Source organism: Micromonospora sp. AMSO12t (assembly GCF_008806585.1).
GTDB lineage: Bacteria > Actinomycetota > Actinomycetes > Mycobacteriales > Micromonosporaceae > Micromonospora > Micromonospora reichwaldensis.
Window position 1 is genome coordinate 1 of the sequence record NZ_WAAS01000126.1, and the last position, 18222, is coordinate 18222.

At 73.2% G+C, this 18222-nt stretch carries 18 protein-coding genes; 9 read left to right on the forward strand and 9 right to left on the reverse strand.

From position 1 onward, the window contains the following. The first annotated feature begins 146 nt into the window (after positions 1 to 146). Positions 147 to 1016 carry a dihydropteroate synthase gene (folP, locus tag F6X68_RS18825; protein WP_151455522.1) on the forward strand — a complete coding sequence of 290 codons (870 nt, stop codon included), beginning with the start codon at positions 147 to 149 and terminating at the stop codon, positions 1014 to 1016. Between the two features lie 69 nt (positions 1017 to 1085). On the opposite strand, the gene ndhC is transcribed toward folP, so the two are convergent. Continuing rightward, the gene (ndhC, locus tag F6X68_RS18830) at positions 1086 to 1463 is read right to left on the reverse strand and encodes an NADH-quinone oxidoreductase subunit A (protein WP_151455523.1); all 378 of its coding nucleotides are present in this window, start codon (positions 1461 to 1463) and stop codon (positions 1086 to 1088) included. 131 nt (positions 1464 to 1594) lie between these two features. Here ndhC and F6X68_RS18835 point away from each other — a divergent pair, with 131 nt between their 5' ends. The 3 genes from F6X68_RS18835 to F6X68_RS18845 all read left to right on the forward strand — a co-directional run bounded on the left by F6X68_RS18835 (position 1595) and on the right by F6X68_RS18845 (position 6192). After that, complete coding sequence (locus F6X68_RS18835) at positions 1595 to 3004, forward strand: hypothetical protein (RefSeq protein WP_151455524.1); 1410 nt, start codon at positions 1595 to 1597, stop codon at positions 3002 to 3004. Positions 3005 to 3317: 313 nt separating this feature from the next. Then, positions 3318 to 5165, forward strand: a complete 1848-nt coding sequence (locus F6X68_RS18840; protein ID WP_151455525.1) for a 2-oxoacid:acceptor oxidoreductase subunit alpha — start codon at positions 3318 to 3320, stop codon at positions 5163 to 5165. Beyond that, complete coding sequence (locus tag F6X68_RS18845) at positions 5158 to 6192, forward strand: 2-oxoacid:ferredoxin oxidoreductase subunit beta (protein WP_151455526.1); 1035 nt, start codon at positions 5158 to 5160, stop codon at positions 6190 to 6192. Before F6X68_RS18840 ends, F6X68_RS18845 begins: the two co-directional genes overlap by 8 nt. Before the next feature lie 530 nt (positions 6193 to 6722). Here the strand turns inward: F6X68_RS18845 and F6X68_RS18850 are convergent. Further along, the gene (locus F6X68_RS18850) at positions 6723 to 7736 is read right to left on the reverse strand and encodes a TrkA family potassium uptake protein (protein ID WP_151455527.1); all 1014 of its coding nucleotides are present in this window, start codon (positions 7734 to 7736) and stop codon (positions 6723 to 6725) included. A 195-nt stretch (positions 7737 to 7931) separates the two neighbouring features. On the opposite strand from F6X68_RS18850, the gene F6X68_RS34865 reads away from it, so the two are divergent. The 3 genes from F6X68_RS34865 to F6X68_RS18865 all read left to right on the forward strand — a co-directional run bounded on the left by F6X68_RS34865 (position 7932) and on the right by F6X68_RS18865 (position 10078). After that, on the forward strand, positions 7932 to 8429 hold the full coding sequence (locus F6X68_RS34865) for a helix-turn-helix domain-containing protein (RefSeq protein ID WP_151455528.1): 498 nt from the start codon (positions 7932 to 7934) through the stop codon (positions 8427 to 8429). Between the two features lie 139 nt (positions 8430 to 8568). Beyond that, a complete protein-coding gene (locus tag F6X68_RS18860) occupies positions 8569 to 9168 on the forward strand; it encodes a ClpP family protease (RefSeq protein ID WP_151455529.1) in 600 nt (199 codons plus the stop codon). 247 nt (positions 9169 to 9415) lie between these two features. Further along, positions 9416 to 10078, forward strand: coding sequence for a class I SAM-dependent methyltransferase (locus F6X68_RS18865; RefSeq protein WP_225852290.1), 663 nt, complete (start codon positions 9416 to 9418; stop codon positions 10076 to 10078). Between the two features lie 9 nt (positions 10079 to 10087). Here the strand turns inward: F6X68_RS18865 and F6X68_RS18870 are convergent, their stop codons facing one another. From F6X68_RS18870 to F6X68_RS18895, 6 genes are read right to left on the reverse strand one after another with little or no spacing between them, the layout of a single operon-like run. Continuing rightward, positions 10088 to 11065 (reverse strand): zinc-binding dehydrogenase, encoded by a 978-nt coding sequence (locus F6X68_RS18870; RefSeq protein WP_151455531.1) that lies wholly within the window; start codon positions 11063 to 11065, stop codon positions 10088 to 10090. A 45-nt stretch (positions 11066 to 11110) separates the two neighbouring features. Further along, positions 11111 to 11887 (reverse strand): ABC transporter ATP-binding protein, encoded by a 777-nt coding sequence (locus F6X68_RS18875; RefSeq protein ID WP_151455532.1) that lies wholly within the window; start codon positions 11885 to 11887, stop codon positions 11111 to 11113. Next, a complete protein-coding gene (locus tag F6X68_RS18880; RefSeq protein WP_225852291.1) occupies positions 11884 to 12903 on the reverse strand; it encodes an iron chelate uptake ABC transporter family permease subunit in 1020 nt (339 codons plus the stop codon). The genes F6X68_RS18875 and F6X68_RS18880 overlap by 4 nt, the downstream gene beginning before the upstream one ends. Continuing rightward, positions 12900 to 13889, reverse strand: coding sequence for an iron ABC transporter permease (locus F6X68_RS18885; protein WP_151455533.1), 990 nt, complete (start codon positions 13887 to 13889; stop codon positions 12900 to 12902). The genes F6X68_RS18880 and F6X68_RS18885 overlap by 4 nt, the downstream gene beginning before the upstream one ends. After that, positions 13879 to 14694, reverse strand: coding sequence for a siderophore-interacting protein (locus tag F6X68_RS18890; RefSeq protein ID WP_151455534.1), 816 nt, complete (start codon positions 14692 to 14694; stop codon positions 13879 to 13881). Before F6X68_RS18890 ends, F6X68_RS18885 begins: the two co-directional genes overlap by 11 nt. After that, entirely contained in the window at positions 14691 to 15692 is a 1002-nt protein-coding gene (locus F6X68_RS18895) for an ABC transporter substrate-binding protein (RefSeq protein ID WP_151455535.1), read from the reverse strand. Before F6X68_RS18895 ends, F6X68_RS18890 begins: the two co-directional genes overlap by 4 nt. A gap of 104 nt (positions 15693 to 15796) precedes the next feature. Here F6X68_RS18895 and F6X68_RS18900 point away from each other — a divergent pair, with 104 nt between their 5' ends. After that, complete coding sequence (locus tag F6X68_RS18900) at positions 15797 to 16648, forward strand: AraC family transcriptional regulator (RefSeq protein WP_151455536.1); 852 nt, start codon at positions 15797 to 15799, stop codon at positions 16646 to 16648. A gap of 182 nt (positions 16649 to 16830) precedes the next feature. Then, a complete protein-coding gene (locus tag F6X68_RS18905; protein ID WP_151455537.1) occupies positions 16831 to 17226 on the forward strand; it encodes a RidA family protein in 396 nt (131 codons plus the stop codon). An 80-nt stretch (positions 17227 to 17306) separates the two neighbouring features. Here F6X68_RS18905 and F6X68_RS18910 read toward each other — a convergent pair. Beyond that, positions 17307 to 18222 (reverse strand): NB-ARC domain-containing protein (locus tag F6X68_RS18910; RefSeq protein ID WP_255474755.1); only part of this gene is annotated, 916 nt, incomplete at its 5' end.

Consider the following 18222-nt stretch of genomic DNA (forward strand, 5'->3'; position numbering starts at 1 on the left):
CGGATCCGTGCCGAAGACCCCCCGCCCGACGCACCCCTACGGGAGGCGGCGACGGCGGACCGGCGGGGCCCGACCCGGGCGGACCGGCTAGCGTCGTCATCGGCCGACGGCGGGGACGGGTCGGCGGTGGACCTTCAGGAGGCGGCATGGCCGGGGCGCTTCGGCTCGGTGGGCGCACGTTCGGCCCGGACGAGCTGGTGGTGATGGCGATCGTCAACCGCACGCCGGACTCGTTCTTCGACCAGGGCGCGACCTTCGCCCAGGACAGCGCGCTGCGCGCCGTGGAGCGGGCGGTCGAGGAGGGCGCCGAGATCATCGACATCGGCGGTGTCAAGGCCGGTCCCGGCGCCGAGGTCGACGTGGCCGAGGAGATCCGTCGTACGGTGGCGACCATCGCCGCCGTCCGGGCCGCCTTCCCCGACGTGGTGATCTCGATCGACACCTGGCGGGCCGAGGTGGCGGTGGAGGCGGTGGCGGCGGGCGCCGACCTGCTCAACGACACCTGGTCCGGCGCCGACCCGGCCCTGGCACAGGTGGCGGCGCAGACGGGCGCCGGACTGGTCTGCTCGCACGCCGGCGGCCTGGCGCCCCGGACCCGCCCGCACCGCGCGGCCTTCGCCGACGTGGTCGCCGACGTGCTCACGACGGTGACCGGGCTCGCCGAACGCGCGGTCGCGTTGGGCGTACGCGCCGACGGGATCCTGATCGACCCGGCGCACGACTTCGGCAAGAACACCCGACACTCCTTGGAGATCACCCGCCGGCTCGGCGAGCTCTCCGGCACCGGCTGGCCGCTGCTGGTGGCCCTGTCGAACAAGGACTTCATCGGCGAGACGCTGGACCTGCCGGTGGCCGAACGGCTGGAGGGAACGCTCGCGGCCACGGCGGTCTCGGCCTGGCTGGGCGCCCGGGTGTTCCGCGCGCACCAGGTCCGCCCCACCCGGCGGGTGCTCGACATGGTCGCCTCGATCCGAGGCGACCGTCCGCCGACGCTGACCCGGCGCGGGCTCGCCTGACCGTCGCCGTGCGGGAGCGGCGGCCGCCCGTGGCGGGACAGGGCGGTGAGGGGCTGACCGAGGCCGAGGTCAGGACCAGCGCAGGATGTTCTTCCGCCAGGCGTAGAGGATGCCGAGCGCCAGCACCGCGACGAAGACCGCCATCTCCACGACCGTGACCATGCCGAACCCCGGCCGGTCGAAGACGACCGCCCAGGGGAAGAGGAACACCGACTCCACGGCGAACAACACGTAGAGGTACGCGTACACGTAGTAACGGACCTGCATCTGCGCCCAGTCGGCGCCGACGGGGTCGAGGCCGCACTCGTAGCTGGTGCGCTTGCCGAAGGGATCCGCCGGACGGGCAGGACGTAACACCCGGTTGGCCGAGAACGCCGTAACGAAGAAGAGGACGCTGGCGAGCAGCAGCAGCCCGAGCGTCGCGTACGAGCCCAGGTAACCGGTCACGGTCGCTGAGCCTACCGCTCCTCGTCGCGGCCCGGGTCGAACCCGTTACGGATTCGTTTCCCGGCGGGACTAGTGCCCTCTGGCAACAATTGCCGAATATTGGGATCTCACTCATCGTCACCGGAGGACAGATGGCTCGCGTGGACGTACGGCCCGGCCGGCGGGCGCGTGACCGACGCGTCGTGCCCCTGTTGGCGATCGGCCTCGCGGTCGGGCTGACCGTCGCCGCGGTGCCCGGCTGGGCGACCGCCGCACCGACCGGCGCCCGGGCCGCCTCCACCGCGACCGAGCCGGCCGGCGAGCCGGGCGGGGACACGCCCACGGCGGATCCGACGGACACGGGGCCGGTGCCCACCGAGGCGCCCTCGACCACGGCGCCGCCGCCGGAGACCACGCCACCGGCCCCGACGACCGAGCCGGCCCCGACGACGACGGCCCCGGAGCAGCCGGCGCCGACCACCGCCGCACCGACCACCGCCGCACCGCCCCCGGCGCCGTCGGTGCCGCCGGTCCGGCCCTCCGCGCCCGCCACCACCCCGCCGGCGCCCCTGGCCGGGGTCAGCGTCACGACCGACGACATCACCCTGACCGCCGCGTACTGGAACGCGCCGAGCACGGTGACCACGCTCCGGGTGACCATCACGAACACGGGCGCCACGCCCGCCCGGATCGGGCTGTCCTACACGCTGCCGGCCGGGCTGTCCGACGCCGGCACCGCGGGCTGCGCCCCGGTCGGCGGCGGAGAGCGCCGCTGCGGGGAGTGGGCCAGCGCGCCCGGCGCCCGGTTCAGCACCCTGCTCCGGGTACGCGTCGACGGCGACGCCTGGAAGCGGATGCCGCTCAGCGGCTCCGTCCGGGTCACCGCGACCGCCCCCGGCGTGCCCGGCCCGGTGGGCGACGACGAGGGGTTCGCGGTGCTTTTCCCGCCCGGCCCGCCGGTGCCGGGGATCAGGCTGGACGCCGACGCGGTCTCCTTCGACATCAGTGGCGGGTCGAGCGGGCTCGACGTGCGCCTGGGCAACACCGGGAAGGTGGACGCCGAGGGCCGGATCGAGGTGGTCCTGCCGGCCGGGGTGACCGTGCCGACGCCCCCGTCCGGCTGCACCACGGTCGACCCCTCCCGTACGCGCTGCGAGCTGGGCACTCTCGCCGCCGGCCGGACCGTACAGCTGCGGCTGCCGGTCTCCGCGACCCCCGAGGCGCAGCGGCAGGCCCCGCTGGCCGGCGCGGTGCTCGGCCAGCTCGACCCGCGCAGCGGCCGGGCCCGGCAGGTGCAGATGAGCTTCCGGATCACCGCCGCCGCCGCGCTGGCGACCCCGGTGGCCTCGCCGCCCGCGCCGACCGGGTCGCAGGGCGTGCTCGCCGCCGACGCCGCGGCCGTCAGCGGCGACGGCGGAGGTGGCTCGGTACGGCGGACGGCGATCCTGCTGATCGTGGTCTCGACGCTGCTGGTGGTGTTCGCCCTCACGCTGGCGACCACGTCCCTGCGGCGGCGGACGACCGCCCCGGCGGGCGGACCGTCCACGGCACCGACCGAGTGACCCGGGCGGCCCTGGTCCGACCGGGTCTGCGTCCCGCCCACCCCGCGACCGGTGATCTGGATTACGGCGGGCGGACGGAAACACCTCAAATCGGGGTGGAATCTCGCTGGATCGCATCCCACAGGGCGGCCTCCGAGAAGGTTGGGGCCGCGATTCGACGTAGGCTCTCAGGTGAGGTAACTACAGCGGACCGGGCCCGCCTCGGCGGGTCTGGTGCAGCGGTGCGTCAAGGAGGTCACGTGGCCGGGCAAGGCGAGGTCACCATCATGTTCAGCCGCCCGCGCGACCGCGCCCAGCGAAGCGAGGTGCAGGCGTGACCAAGCAGATCCGTCAACTGGACCGGGTGGTGATCCGGTTTGCCGGTGACTCCGGCGACGGCATGCAGCTCACCGGCGACCGGTTCACCTCGGAGACCGCGCAGCTCGGCAACGACATCTCCACGTTGCCGAACTTCCCGGCGGAGATCCGGGCTCCCGCCGGCACCCTGCCGGGCGTGTCGAGCTTCCAGGTGCACTTCGCCGACTACGACATCCTGACCCCCGGCGACTCGCCGAACGTGCTGGTGGCGATGAACCCGGCGGCGCTCAAGGCGAACCTCGCCGACCTGCCGCGGGGCGCGGACATCATCGTCAACACCGACGAGTTCACCAAGCGCAACCTGGCCAAGGTCGGCTACCAGTCGAACCCGCTCGAGGACGACTCCCTCGCCGGCTACGTCGTGCACCCGGTGGCGCTGACCTCGATGACGGTGGGCGCGCTCGCCGAGCTTGCCGTGTCCAAGAAGGACGCCGAACGGGCCAAGAACATGTTCGCCCTCGGCCTGCTCTCCTGGATGTACAACCGGCCGTACGAGTCGACGCTGCGCTTCCTGGAGCGCAAGTTCGCCGCCCGCCCCGAGCTGGTCGCGGCGAACGTCGCGGCGTTCCGGGCCGGCTGGAACTTCGGCGAGACCACCGAGGACTTCGCGGTCCGCTACGAGGTCAAGCCGGCGAAGATGCGGCCGGGCACCTACCGCAACATCACCGGCAACGCGGCCCTGTCGCTCGGCCTGGTGGCCGCCGGCGTCCGCTCCGGGCTGCCGGTCTTCCTGGGCGCCTACCCGATCACCCCGGCCTCGGACATCCTGCACGAGCTGAGCAAGCACAAGCGCTTCGGCGTGCTCACCATGCAGGCCGAGGACGAGATCGCCGCGGTCGGCGCGGCGTTGGGCGCGTCGTACGGCGGCTCGCTCGGCGTCACCACCACCAGCGGCCCGGGCGTCGCGCTCAAGAGCGAGACGATCTCCCTCGCGGTGGCGCTGGAGCTGCCGCTGGTCATCGTCGACGTGCAGCGGGCCGGTCCCTCCACGGGCATGCCCACCAAGACCGAGCAGGCCGACCTCAACATGGCGCTCTACGGCCGTCACGGCGAGGCGCCGGTCGCGGTGATCGCGCCGAAGTCGCCGTCGGACTGCTTCCACGCGGCCATCGAGGCGGCCCGGATCGCGCTGACCTACCGCACGCCGGTCATCCTGCTGTCCGACAACTACGTCGCCAACGGCTCCGAGCCGTGGCTGCTGCCCGACGTCGAGTCGCTGCCCGACCTGCGGGTCGAGTTCGCCACGAAGCCCAACGGCGACGACGGCACCACGTTCCTGCCGTACCTGCGCGACCCGGAGACCCTGGCCCGGCCGTGGGCCATCCCGGGCACCGCCGGGCTGGAGCACCGCATCGGCGGCCTGGAGAAGGCCGACAAGACCGGCGACATCTCGTACGACCCGGCGAACCACGACTTCATGGTGCGCACCCGGGCGGCCCGGATCGAGACGATCCCGGTGCCGGACGTCGAGGTCGAGGACCCGGACGGCGACGCCCGGGTGCTGGTCCTCGGCTGGGGCTCCACGTACGGGCCGATCGGCGCGGCGTGCCGGGGCCTGCGCCAGCGCGGCCACGCCATCGCGCAGGCGCACCTGCGGCACCTCGCCCCGATGCCGGCCAACCTCGGCACGGTGCTGCGCTCCTACGACCGCGTGGTCATCCCCGAGATGAACCTCGGCCAGCTCGCCCATGTGATCCGGGCGAAGTACCTGGTCGACGCGATCGGCTACAACCAGGTCCGCGGCCTGCCGTTCACGGCCGTCGAGCTGGAGACGATGCTGGAAGAGGTCCTGAAGAATGTCTGAGCCCGTCGCCCTCAAGCTCACCGCCAAGGACTTCAAGTCCGACCAGGAGGTGCGCTGGTGCCCCGGCTGCGGCGACTACGCGATCCTCGCCGCGATCCAGCAGTTCATGCCGGAACTGAACATCCCCCGCGAGCGGACCGTGTTCGTCTCCGGCATTGGCTGTTCCTCCCGCTTCCCGTACTACATGAACACCTACGGGATGCACTCGATCCACGGCCGCGCCCCGGCGATCGCCACCGGCCTGTCGGTCTCCCGGCCCGACCTGTCGGTCTGGGTGGTGACCGGCGACGGCGACGCCCTCTCCATCGGCGGCAACCACCTGATCCACGCGCTGCGCCGCAACGTCAACCTGAAGATCCTGCTGTTCAACAACCGGATCTACGGCCTGACGAAGGGGCAGTACTCGCCGACCTCCGAGGTCGGGAAGGTCACGAAGTCGACCCCGGCCGGCTCGGCCGACGCGCCGTTCAACCCGCTGTCGCTCGCCCTCGGGGCCGAGGCCACCTTCGTCGGCCGCACCATCGACTCGGACCGCAAGCACCTCCAGTCGGTGCTGCGGGCGGCGGCGGAGCACCAGGGCTCGGCGTTCGTGGAGATCTACCAGAACTGCAACATCTTCAACGACGGCGCGTTCGACCAGCTCAAGGAGCCGGCCACCCGCGACGACTTCCTGATCCGGCTGGAGCACGGGCAGCCGATCACGTTCGGCAAGGACGGGCAGTTCTGCGTCGTGCACCCGCCCGGCGGGTTCGGCCTGGAGGTCCGGGAGACCGCGTCGGTCAGCCCGGGTGAGATCGTCGTGCACGACGCGACGGTCACCGACCCGGCGTACGCCTTCGCGCTCTCCCGCCTGCCCGGCCTGGACCTGCGGAACACCCCGATCGGCGTGTTCCGCTCGGTGGACCGGCCGTCGTACGACAGCGTGGTGCAGGAGCAGCTCGCCGAGGCGAAGGCGAAGGTCACCGAGACCCCGGAGCAGCAGCTCGCCGGACTCCTCGCCAGCGGGGACACCTGGACCATCCTCTGACCGGCGCGGCCGGCCGCCCCTGAGCGAGAAGTCGGGGAGGCTGGCCGCCCAAGGGGCCAGAACCGCGAGAAGGGTCCGCCACCGACCGGTGGCGGACCCTTCTCGCGGTTGCCGGAACCCGAGAGCCGGGGCCGCATCGCCGCGTCACGTTGAGTGACAGGACTCGCCTCCTCGCGATTCACTACGTTCAGTGACAGCGACGTCGGCTTTGAAACGAGCCCTAACTGCCGCCAATGAGGTTGGCAGCCCTGTGAACAGCGAATTCATTGAAAGTCGCGCTGACGGGTCGCCCCGACCTTGTGGGCCCTTTGCTCTGCAGCCGCATACGCACCAGGCACTCAGGGTAGCTGGCGCGTATATGGATGCAGAGCAAAGGGCACGGACTGCAGTGGCGCTCGGATGACGAGTTGTTACCGAACGTGACCACAGACGGGTCCGTTGACCATGCGAAGAGCGGTGCCGGCTCGGACCCACGGATCGGACGTCCGCGGCCCGCCACCAACGCCCGACCGATCAAGGGCGACCACGGATCAGGGGGCGGCTGTCGCGTGCGGGCGGTCGTCGCGTACGTGCACCAGCATGTCGCCGGTCTCGATGACCGCGCCGGCCTTGTCGGCCAGGGTGACCACCTTGCCCCGCCGGACCAGGGCGATTACCAGCGATTCCAGCTCCCGGGGCGAGCGGCCCACCTCGGAGCGCTCGGCGGAGCGCATCGCCAGCGCCATGCCCTGGCCGGGGGTGAGCAGGTCCTCCACCACGTCGATCAGCGGCGGGGCCGAGGTGGACAGGCCCAGCAGCCGGCCGGCGGTGGCCGAGGAGACGATCACGTGGTGGGCGCCGCTCTGCTTGAGCAGCGGGGCGTTCTCCGCCTCCCGGGCGGCGGCGATGATCCGCACCTGCCCGGCGGTGAGCTGCCGTACGGTCAACGCCACCAGGACCGAGGCGTCGTCGCTGTCGGTCGCGATGATCACCGCCTTGGCGTTGCGTACGTGCGCCTCGTTGAGCACCGACGAGCGGGTCGCCGAGCCCTCGATCGCCACCAGGCCGGCCGAGGTGGCCTGCCGCAGCGCCGGACCGCTGCGTTCCACCACCACGATCCGGGACTTGTCGAGCCCGTTCTCCATCAGGGCGGAGACCGCGCTGCGGCCCTTCGTCCCGTAGCCGCAGATGATGACGTGGTCCTTCACGGCTCTCCTCCACCGCGACAGGCGACGCCCGGTGCGGTACTGCTCGGTCAGCACTTCCAGGGTGGTGCCGACCAGGATGATCAGGAAGATCACCCGGGCGGGCGTGATGTAGACGACGTTGATCAGCCGGGCCGTCTGGCTGACCGGGGTGATGTCCCCGTAGCCGGTGGTCGAGAGGGTGACCACCGCGTAGTAGAAGCAGTCGAGGAGGGTCAGCGCGTCCTCGTTGACGTCGCGGTAGCCGTCCCGGTCGAGGTAGACCACGGCGACGGTGGCGAAGACCAGGCCGATGGCGGCGGCCAGTCGGAGACTCAGCGCGCTCAGGGGGCCCCGTCGCTGGGCCGGAAAGTGGATCACGTGAGGGCCTGTCCCGGCCCTGTCGTCGCCTGCACGACCACAACATAGCGGCCAGCGCGGATCTCGCACGGCGGGGTCGTCGACCCGGGTCACCCCGGCTCACCCCACGACGCGCGGCACGACGGGACGACCCGCGCGCCCGACAGGGGGCATGATGGGGTTGTCCCGGACGACGAGCCCGAGAGTGAGGCCCGCATGTCGTTGCTGCGACGAGTGATCGGCGGGGTGCTGCGCCGGCTCCGGCTGCGGCAGGGCCGCACGCTGCGCGAGGTGGCCGAGGCCGCCGGAGTGTCGGTGCCCTACCTTTCCGAGGTCGAACGCGGTCGCAAGGAGGCCTCCTCGGAGGTGCTCGCGGCGATCTGCCGGGCGCTCGGCATCCACCTGTCCGACCTGTTGGAGGAGGCGCGCGACGACCTGCGTCGGGTCGAGCCGCGCATCCCGTCCGCACCCCGGGCCGGCCTGGCCCGGCTGGAGCGGGCGGAGGTCGGCCGGCCCGACGCCGCCGCCCCGGCCGTGCGGGTCGCTCCCCGGGCCGGCGGTCCCCTGCTCCACCTGGCTCCGCGTTCGGGCGGCACGACCCTGCGGGTCGGGCGGCACGCCTCCGCCGTGGGCGGGCGCTCCGGTCCGCGTACCCGCGTCGCGCTGGGCTGCGGGCGGACACGGGCGGGCACGCGGACCTTGACCGTCGTCTAGGCCGGCCGGTTCTGCCGTCGGCTGATCTGCCGCCGGCAGAACGGCTGGCCCCGCGCGTCACGTTCCGCGCAGGCTGGATGTGCCGGTCCCCCGGGCGCCCCTCCGGTCGCCCGCCGGCAGTGCCGGAAGGGCGGACGCGATGATCGGTCTCGACGTACGGATGTTTGACGGTGGGCAGCCGTCCTTCGGCGACCAGGTGTTCGACCGGCTGCTGAAGGAGCGGATCATCTTCCTCGGCACCGAGGTCACCGACGCCTCGGCGAACCAGATCTGCGCCCAGATGCTGCTGCTCGCCGCCGAGGATCCGGAGCGGGACATCGTGCTCTACATCAACTCGCCGGGTGGCTCGGTCAGCGCGGGCATGGCCGTCTACGACACGATGCGGTTCGTCCGCAACGACGTGGCGACGGTGGCGCTCGGCTTCGCCGGCTCGATGGGGCAGTTCCTGCTCTGCGCGGGCACGGCCGGCAAGCGTTACGCGCTGCCCCACTCACGGATCATGATGCACCAGCCGTCCGGCGGGATGGGCGGCACCGCCGCGGACATCACGATCCAGGCGGAGAACATGCTGCACGTGAAGCAGACCATGCAGGAGCTGATCGCCCGGCACAGCGGGCGCAGCCTGGAGGAGATCCAGCGGGACTGGGACCGCGACCGGTGGTTCACCGCCGAGCAGGCCCGCGAGTACGGCCTGATCGACCGGGTGGTCACGAGGGCCGAGCAGCTCCCGGGGAGCTGACGGAGCCGGGCCGCGACGGGAGGCAGCGACACCGGCGCCGGACGCGCCCCCTCGATCCGCGTCCGACCTCCGGTACGCGATGGCCATCGCCGTGCTGGCCGCCGATACGACGGAGCCTATTCCCGCCAGTGGGAATCCGCGCGGACTGCCGGCGCAGCGTCTTGTGCACGAATCTCGTTACGTCCGCCTACGCCGCGTAGCGCAGGTGTTCGCCGTTCGGCGCGCAGGACCGGTAGCGTGCCTGGGCGTGATCGAATCCGAGCACCCGCATGACACCCGATCGTCCTACGACGCCCTGGCCGTCGACTACGCCGAGCGGTTCCAGGACGAGCTGGTCGCCAACCCGTGGGAGCGGGCGGTCCTCACCGCCTTCGCCGACCTCGTGCGCGCCGCCGGGAACGGGCCCGTCGCCGACGTCGGCTGCGGCCCCGGCCGGCTCACCGGGTACCTGCACGGGCTCGGGCTCGACGCGTTCGGCATCGACCTCTCCCCGCGGATGGTCGAGGTCGCCCGCCGGGTCCACCCCGACCTGCGCTTCGACGTGGGCGCGATGCCCGATCTGGGGCTGCCCGACGCCTCCCTCAGCGGCGTCGTGGCCTGGTACTCGACCATCCACGTCCCGGACGACCTGCTCCCGGCCACCTTCGCGGACTTCCACCGGACGTTGACGCCCGGCGGTCACCTGGTCCTGGCGTTCCAGGTCGGCGACGAGCCGCTGCACCTGACCGAGGCGCTCGGCCACCCGGTCTCGCTGGAATTCCGGCGCCGCCGACCGGACCGGGTCGCCGAGCTGCTGACCGACGCGGGGCTGGACGTCCGCGTCCGGCTGGTGCGCGAGCCCGAGGCCTTCGGGAGCCAGCCGGAGCGCACGCCGCAGGCGTACCTGGTGGCCCGCCGGCCGGCCGGCTGAGGCGCCGGGTCAGCGTGCGACGGTGAGCACCACCTTGCCGAGCGCCCGGCGTCCCTCCAGGTCGTCGTGCGCGGTGGCGGCGTCGGCCAGCGGGTAGGTCGAAACCAGCGGTCGCCACCAGCCCTGCCCGGCCAGCTCCAGCGACCGGGCGGCCAGCGCCGGGATGCCGCCGGGCAGGGCGCGAAGCCGCTGACCCAGCCAGCCCACGGTCAGGCCCCGGCCGATGACGTCGCCGGTGTCGATCCGGGTCGCCTCGCCGGCCGACCAGCCGAACATCATGAACCGGCCGCCCGGCCGCGTCAGCTCCAGGGCGGCCCGGCCCACCGCGCCGCCCACCCCGTCGTACACCAGGCTCAGGCCGCCGACCCGGTCCCGCACCGTCCCGACCCAGTCCGGCTGGCCGTAGTCCACCACGAGGTCCGCGCCCAGCTCGCGCAGCTTCGCCGTCCGGTCGGCGCCGCGCGCCGCCGCCACCACGGTGGCGCCGGTCGTCCGCGCGGCCTGCGCCAGCAGCCAGCCGACCCCGCCGGCCGCCGACGGCACGAAGACGACGTCGTCCGCCGTCGGCGGCTCCAGGTCGAAGATCCCGAGTGTCGTACGGCCCGTGCCGACCGCGGCCACCGCCTCGGCGTCGGTCAGCCCCGGCGGTACGGCGTACAGCGAGCCGACGTCGGTGACCGCCTGCTCGGCGTACCCGCCCGGCACCATGCCCAGGTGCGCGACGACCCGCCGCCCGCGCCACGCCCCGTCCACGCCCTCGCCCAGCTCGTCGACGACGCCGGCGACCTCCCGGCCGGGGATGGTGGGCAGGTCGGGCAGCGGGAGCGGGCCGCCGGCCTCGCCCCGGCGCAGGGTCGTGTCGAGCAGGTGCACGCCGCTGGCCGACACCGCGATCCGGACCTGGCCGGGGCCGGGTGTCAGGTCGGGCAGGTCGTCGAGCACCAGGTTTCCGGGGGGACCGAACTCGTGAAGCCGAATGGCACGCATGTCCCCATCCGACAACCTCAATCCCGCTTCAGGTCAACCCCGGAGTCAGACGGTCGGCACCACCATCGGGGTCCCCGTCGCCGGGTTCGGCATCACCAGGCTCGGCAGGCCGAACACCTCGCGCATGAGGGCGGCGTCCACCACGTCGGCCGGCGGCCCCTGCGCGACCACCCGGCCGTCCTTCATCGCCACGATGTGGTCGGCGAACCGGCACGCCTGGTTGATGTCGTGCAGGACGGCGACGATCGTGCGCCCCTCGTCGCGCAGCCACGCGAAGAGCGCCAGCAGCTCGTACTGGTGGGTGATGTCGAGGAAGGTGGTGGGCTCGTCGAGCAGCAGGTACGGCGTCTCCTGGGCCAGCACCATCGCGATCCAGACCCGTTGCCGCTGGCCCCCGGAGAGCTCCTCGACGGGCCGCTCGGCGAGGTCCGTGACGCCGGCCACCGCCATGGCCGACCGGACGGCCTCCTCGTCGGCGGCCGACCCGGTGGCGAGCAGGGACTGGTGCGGGTACCGGCCCCGGGCGACGAGCCGCCGGACGACGATGTCCTCCGGGGCGACGAGGCCCTGGGGCAGGAAGCCGACCTGACGCGCGAACCGCTTCGGCCGGTGCTCGGCGACGTCCCGGCCGTCGAGGCGGATCGTGCCCGACGAGGGCGTGAGCAGCCGGACGAACGCCTTCAGCAACGTCGACTTCCCGCACGCGTTGGGCCCGACGATTGCCGTGAACGTGCCGTCCGGCACGGCCAGGCTCACCCGCGTCGACACCACCCGCTCGCCGTAGCCGAGCGTGACGTCCTCCGCGGTCAGGCGGCTGGTCACCGTCGTTTCACCTCCATGCCGAGCAGCCAGATGAGATAGCAGCCGCCGATGGCCGTCGTGACCACGCCGACCGGCAGCGCGACCGGCGCCAGCAGCACCTGCGCGACGAGGTCGGCGGCCAGCAGCAGCACCCCGCCGGTCAGCGCCGCCGGCACCAGGGGCACCCCGGCGGCCCGCGCGAGCCGCCGACCGATCTGGGGCGCGGCGAGGGCGATGAACACCACCGGCCCGGCGATCGCGGTCACGGTCGCGGTGCAGCCGACGCCGGCCAGGACCATCAGCAGCCGGAGCCGGCCCAGGCGTACGCCGGTGGTGCGGGCGACCTGGTCGCCCAGCGCCGCCTGGTGCATGGCGTGGGAGATCACGACGAGCAGCAGCACGAACAGCCCGATGACGGCGAACGGGAGACGGACCTCGGCCCAGTCGACGCCGTTGAGCGAGCCGGCGCTCCACCCGGTCGCGGCGAGCGCCACGTCGATCTCGGCCCGCAGGACGATCCAGGAGTTGAGCGCCGTCAGCATCGCGTTGACGGCGATTCCGACGACGATCAGCCGGAGGCCGCTGAGCCCGGAGTCCAGCGACAGCACGTAGATGACCGCGGCGGCCAGCAGTCCGCCGGCCACCGAGCCCGCCGCGAGCTGCCCGGCGGTGCCGTTCAGCACCGTGATCGCCACCAGCGCCCCGGTGTACGCGCCCGCGTCGAGGCCGATGACGTCCGGGCTGCCCAGCGCGTTGCGGGTCAGGTTCTGGAAGACCGCCCCGGCGAGCCCGAGGGAGGCGCCGAAGACCAGCGCCGCGGCCACCCGGGGCAGCCGCCACTCCCGGATCACGAAGGCGGACTCGCCGCCCCGGGTCAGTGCGGTGAGCACCTCCGCCGGGCTGGCCCAGTCCTGCCCCTGGCAGAGCCCCAGCAGGGCGAGGGCTGCGGCGACCGCGACGAGCGCCGACGTCACGACGGCGGTACGTCGTTCGACCTCGACCATCACCGGCCCCGCCCGCAGCGTCAGCGTGCTCACAGCGCCGCCGTGCCGTAGCGACGGACGGCCCAGATCAGCACCGGGCCGCCCAGGAACGCCGTGACGATCGACACCGGTACCTCGCCCGTGGGCAGCAGGATCCGCGACCCGACGTCGGCGGCGAGCAGCAGGAACGGGCCGAGCAGCATCGAGTACGCCATGATCCAGGGAATCGAGTCGACGGCGAGCCGCCGCGCCAGGTGCGGCACCATGAGGCCGACGAACGCGATCGGCCCGGCGACGGCCGTGGCGACTCCGGTGAGCAGCGTGACGAGCACCAGGACGGTGACCCGGATCCGCGTCACGTGGGCGCCGAGCGCGTGGGCGACGTGCTCGCCGAGCGCCAGCGCGTTCAACGGCCGGGCCGCGACCATCGCGGCGACCAGGCCGGCCACGGTCACCAGCACGGGCAGGACCAACGGGGTCTGCTCGGTGCCGGCCATCGCCCCCACCGACCAGAACCGGTACCGGTCGAAGACGTCGGGGAAGGTCAGCCGCAGGCCGAGCGAGACGCCCATCAGGACCCAGCTCAGCGCGACGCCGGCGAGGACCAGCCGCAGCGGCGAGGAGCGCCCGACGGCGTGGACCGCGACCGCCGCGGCGACGGCACCGGCCACCGCGAGACCGAGCTGACCGGCCTGTGACCCGGCGACGCCCGCCAGGACACCCAGGTTGATCGCGAAACCGGCCCCGGCGGTCACGCCGAGGATCCCGGGCTCGGCCAGCGGGTTGCGGGTCAGGGTCTGGATCAGCACGCCGGCCGCGCCGAGGGCGGCGCCGACGCAGACGCCGAGGATCGTGCGGGGCAGCCGGATGTCGCGTACGACGAGGTGGTCGGTGGTGCCCGCGAAGTCGGTGAGCGCCCGCCACACCTCGGCCGGCGCGACGGGGCGCGCCCCCACGACCATGCTCGTGCCCGCCGCGACGACGAGCAGCGCGGCGGACACGAGCAGGAGCGTCGCCCGTCGGGGCAGGTCAGTCTTCAAGCCCGGCGATCCCGCGTTTCCAGTACCCGGTGATCAGCGAGTCCAGGCGGTCCCGGCTCCAGGCGCGCAGGGGCCTGATGTCGGTCGCCTCGCCGGCCGCGAAGAGGAACGTACGCCCGGCCGGCAGGCGCAGCGACCGCACCTCCTCCGCCAGCGTCGAGCCGGTGCCCTCGCGCACCAGCCACGTCACGGCCACCCGGTCGCGCGGCGCCAGCGGGTAGCCCCGTTCGGCGGCGTCGTCGACCTCGGCCACCAGGTGCGCCGACACGTCGGCCGGCGCTTCCTCCAGCCACCGCGCGACGGCCGGCAGGGCGGTGGCGTCGACGGCGAGGACGTAGTGGTCGTAGGTGTGCGGGAACGCCTTCGCTCCGGGCGGGCCCGCGATCGTCACATCGTCGCCCACGGCCGCCGTGGCCGCCCACGTCGAGGCGACGCCGCCGTCGTGCAGCACGAAGTCCAGGTCGAGTTCGTTGGTGGCGGGGTTGTACCGGCGCACCGTGTACTTGCGGGTGGTCGGCAGCGGGCGTGGCCAGTCGAGCATGCCCCGGCCGTCCGGGACGGGGTCGCGGCGGGTGCCGTCCGGGTCAGGAAAGACGATCTTGACGTGGTCGTCCGCCTGGTAGGTGTGGAAGTCGGCGAGGGCCGGGCCGCCGAGGGTCAGCCGCAGCATGCGCGGGGTCAGCTGCCGCCGGGCGACGACCCGGACGCCGCGCACCCCGATCGGGTAGCCGATCCGGGCCGTACCGCTGCCGGCGCGGTGGTGGGCGGCGACCCGGCCGGCCGGATCGTCGCGGTCGACGGTCATGACGCGAGCAGCGGCGCGAACGCCTTGTCGACGGAGTCGAGGGTCCTGAGGGCAGACTCGTACGTCGCCGCCTCCGTGTACTGCAACGGGAACACCCGGCCGGCCTTGACCGCGGGCAGGTTCTTCCACAGTGCGGAGTCGAGCACCTGCTTCACCGCCTCGGCGGGGGTGCCGTCGGGCTGGAGCGTGTACGTGATCGCGTCGGCCGCGCCGAGGCTCTCCGGCAGTTCCTCGATCGCCGGGTACTCGGTGACGTCGAGCCCGCCCCCGCCCTTCTCCTTGACCTCGCCGTAGTAGGTCACGCCCACGTCCTGGGCGATGTTGGTGCCCCACGACTTGGCGAACTCGCGGTGGAACGTGCCCTTGGAGATGTCGCCGTACGCGCCGACGTGCCCGAACTTGAGGCTGGCGAGGGCGTCGCCGTACTTGGCCTTCAGCTCCCCCGCCTTCTTCTCGTACGCGTCCTTGGCCGCCTGGAAGTGCGTGGTGCGCCCGGCGGCGTCGGACTGGCGGCGGGACAGCTCGCGCCAGGCGTCGGGGACCGTCGGGCCGATCGCCACGACGGGCGCGATGCTCTCGAGCCGCTTCATGTCGATGTCGCCGAGGACGGGCTTCGGCACGCCGATCACGATGAGGTCCGGCTTGGCGGCGGCGATGGCCTCGTAGTTGGTCTCGGCGGCCGCCTCGCCGGCCACCTTGGACAGCCGGTCGTAGGTGGCCCGGTCCTGCGCGGTCATCATCGCCAGGCCGCGCTTCCAGGTGGAGATCCCCACCAGGGCGGCGTCCGCCTCGATGAGGACCGGCACCGCGTATCCGGTGGCGACGACGCGCTCGGGGTCGACCGGGATGGTGATCTCGCCGTTGTCGGCGGAGAAGACGCGGGTCCCGGCGGAGCCGTCGGACGTCGCGGCGGATTCGGCGCCGTCGGAGCCGCAACCGGTGACCACGGCGAGCGCCAGGGCGGCGGCGGCCAGACGCCAGTGCTGTCGTACGGACATCTACTGATCCTTCGAGGGGCTGCAAGGGGGTGGCAGCCCCGCTGGGCTGCAAAGCTTAGGCTAGCCTTACCAAAGGTTCCGGGATGTCGACGAGAGGTCAACCCATGTCGGGGAGAGGTCAGAGCGTCACCGTCACGGAGTCCCTCGCGGCGGATCCCGTCAGCTGCGAGGAGTTCGGCTACGGCCTCGGCCAACCCGACGGCATCCTCGTCCTGAGATACCGCTCGGTGACCCGCCTGGCGTTCGGCGAGAACCGGCAGGACTTCCTGCACCAGCTCTACTGGTCGCCCGACGGCCTGCTCTCCGCCCGGCACGGCCGGCACACCAGCTTCATCGGCCCCGACGAGGTGTTCTGGGCCCACCGGGCGGTGACCCACGAGGTGCAGGCGGCGGACCGGCAGACCGTCTACCGGATCTGCCTGCGCGAGGTGCCCGCCGCCCTCGACGGGCTGCGGGCCGGCGTCGCCGCCATCGACGCCGAGGCGGCACGGCTCGTCCTCGCGCTCACCGACCCCGGGTACGACGAGCGGGACGCCCCCGAGGCCCGCAGCCGCATCATGGCCGGCATCGGCGTCCCGTCCCACCCGGCCGACGACCGGCAGGCCGGCCGGCCCGGCGTCGCGGTGACGGTCGCCATGGCGCTGGCACACGACCCCGGTGACACCACCGGCCTCGCCGAGTGGGCCGAACGCCTGCACGTCAGCGTCAAGACCCTGCAACGCGACTTCACCCGCGAGTTCGGCATGTCGTACTCGCAGTGGCGGACGAAGCTGCGCCTGCGTGCCTCGCTGGCGCTGCTGGAGACCCGGCCCGTCGGGGAGGTCGCCCACCGCATCGGCTACGCCAGCCCGTCCGCCTTCATCGCCGCCTTCGCCCGGGAGTACGGCTACACGCCGGGCCGCGCCGCCGCGATGAGGCACACCGCCGACGAGCCCCGAGGGGCCTCCCGCCCGTAACTGACGTTCCCACGCCGAAGACACCCCCCGGGAAGGTTGGGTCGGACCCCGATCCGGGTACCAGAAGACACCCGGGCGAGACGCGGTTCCGGTCCGTCCGGGATTCGGTCCCCCGGGACAACCTTTAGACTAAGGTCACAGTCCGTAATCCGGATTCCCCCGGACAATCGGAAGGACTACACGTGATCGAGACCATGCAGATGAGGCCGATCAACCCCGAGTCGGTGCCGGAGGCCACGGGCGGTTACCACAACGCGCTGGAGGTCCAGACCGCCGGGCGGATGCTGTTCATCAGCGGGCAGATCCCCCAGTCCCGGGACGGCCACGTCCCGGCCACCCCCGAGGCGCAGTGCCGGCTGGTCTGGGACAACATCCGGGCCGTCCTCGCCGACGCCGGCATGGACGTCGACAATCTGGTCAAGGTGACCACGTTCCTGGCCGACCGCCGGCACGCCGACGTCAACACCAAGGTCCGCAACGAGGTGCTCGGCGCACACCGCCCCGCCCTGACGGTGATCGTCACCGGAATCTTCGACCCGGAGTGGATCATCGAGATCGAGGCGATCGCCGTCGCCTGACCGGCCCGTCCGACGGCCGACCCGGCGACGATCACCCGCCGGCAGCCGGGCCGCCGTGCCGCGTGCCCGTCCGGGCCGGCTCACCGGCGCGGTCGGGCAGTCGTGGTGGGATGCTGACCGCGCAGGGCCACGACCTGGTCGCACTCCGGGCTGCGGCCCAGTTCGCGTACGTGGGCACGGACGAGCTCGGGGATCCGGTAGCGGCCGTCGGGCAGCGCCTCGGCGAGCCCCGCGTCGACCAGGCGTTCGGCGGCGACCTCGGCGGCGGCCATCGGCTGGCCTGACAGCGCGGCGAGGTTCGACACGCCGACCAGGCCCCGGTCCAGTCGACTCAGCAGCCGCAGGGCCCGCAGCGCCACACCGTCGCCGTCGCCGTACCGGGTCAGCACCCGTACCGCGCCGGCGAGGCAGTCCCGGATCGACATCGACTCGCAGACCAGGGCGTCGAGCCGGGCGGCGGGATCGGCCAGCCGGGCGGCGAAGGCGGCGAGGGACCAGTTCTGCCGCGTCGCCAGCCGGGCGGCCACGATCCGCAGGGCCAGGGGCAGTGCGTCGCAGCGCTCCACGAGCGTCCGCGCCGCCTCGGGCTCGGCGTCCACCCGCTCGGCGCCGAGGTGGTACCGGAGAACGTCGAGCGCGTCGTCCGTGTCCAGGGCGCCGACGGAGACCCGGGTGGCCCCGTCGAGGGTGGTCATCCCGGAGCGTGAGGTGACGATCAGGGCGCATCCGACGGGCACCGGCCCGAGGACACGTACCTGGGCGGCGGTCGCCACGTCGTCGAGGACGACCACGACCCGACGGCCGGTCAACAGGGCGGACCAGCCCGACGCGGGGTCGTCGCCCGTCGGCGACGACAACCCGAGCGCCTCGGCCAGGACCCGCACCGCCCGGGCGGCCTCCGCCGGCCCGTCGGGTGTCCCCCCGCCCATGGGCACGAACACCGACCCGCCCGGGTGCTCCGCGGCCAGCTCGTGCGCGGCGCGCACCGCTAGGGCG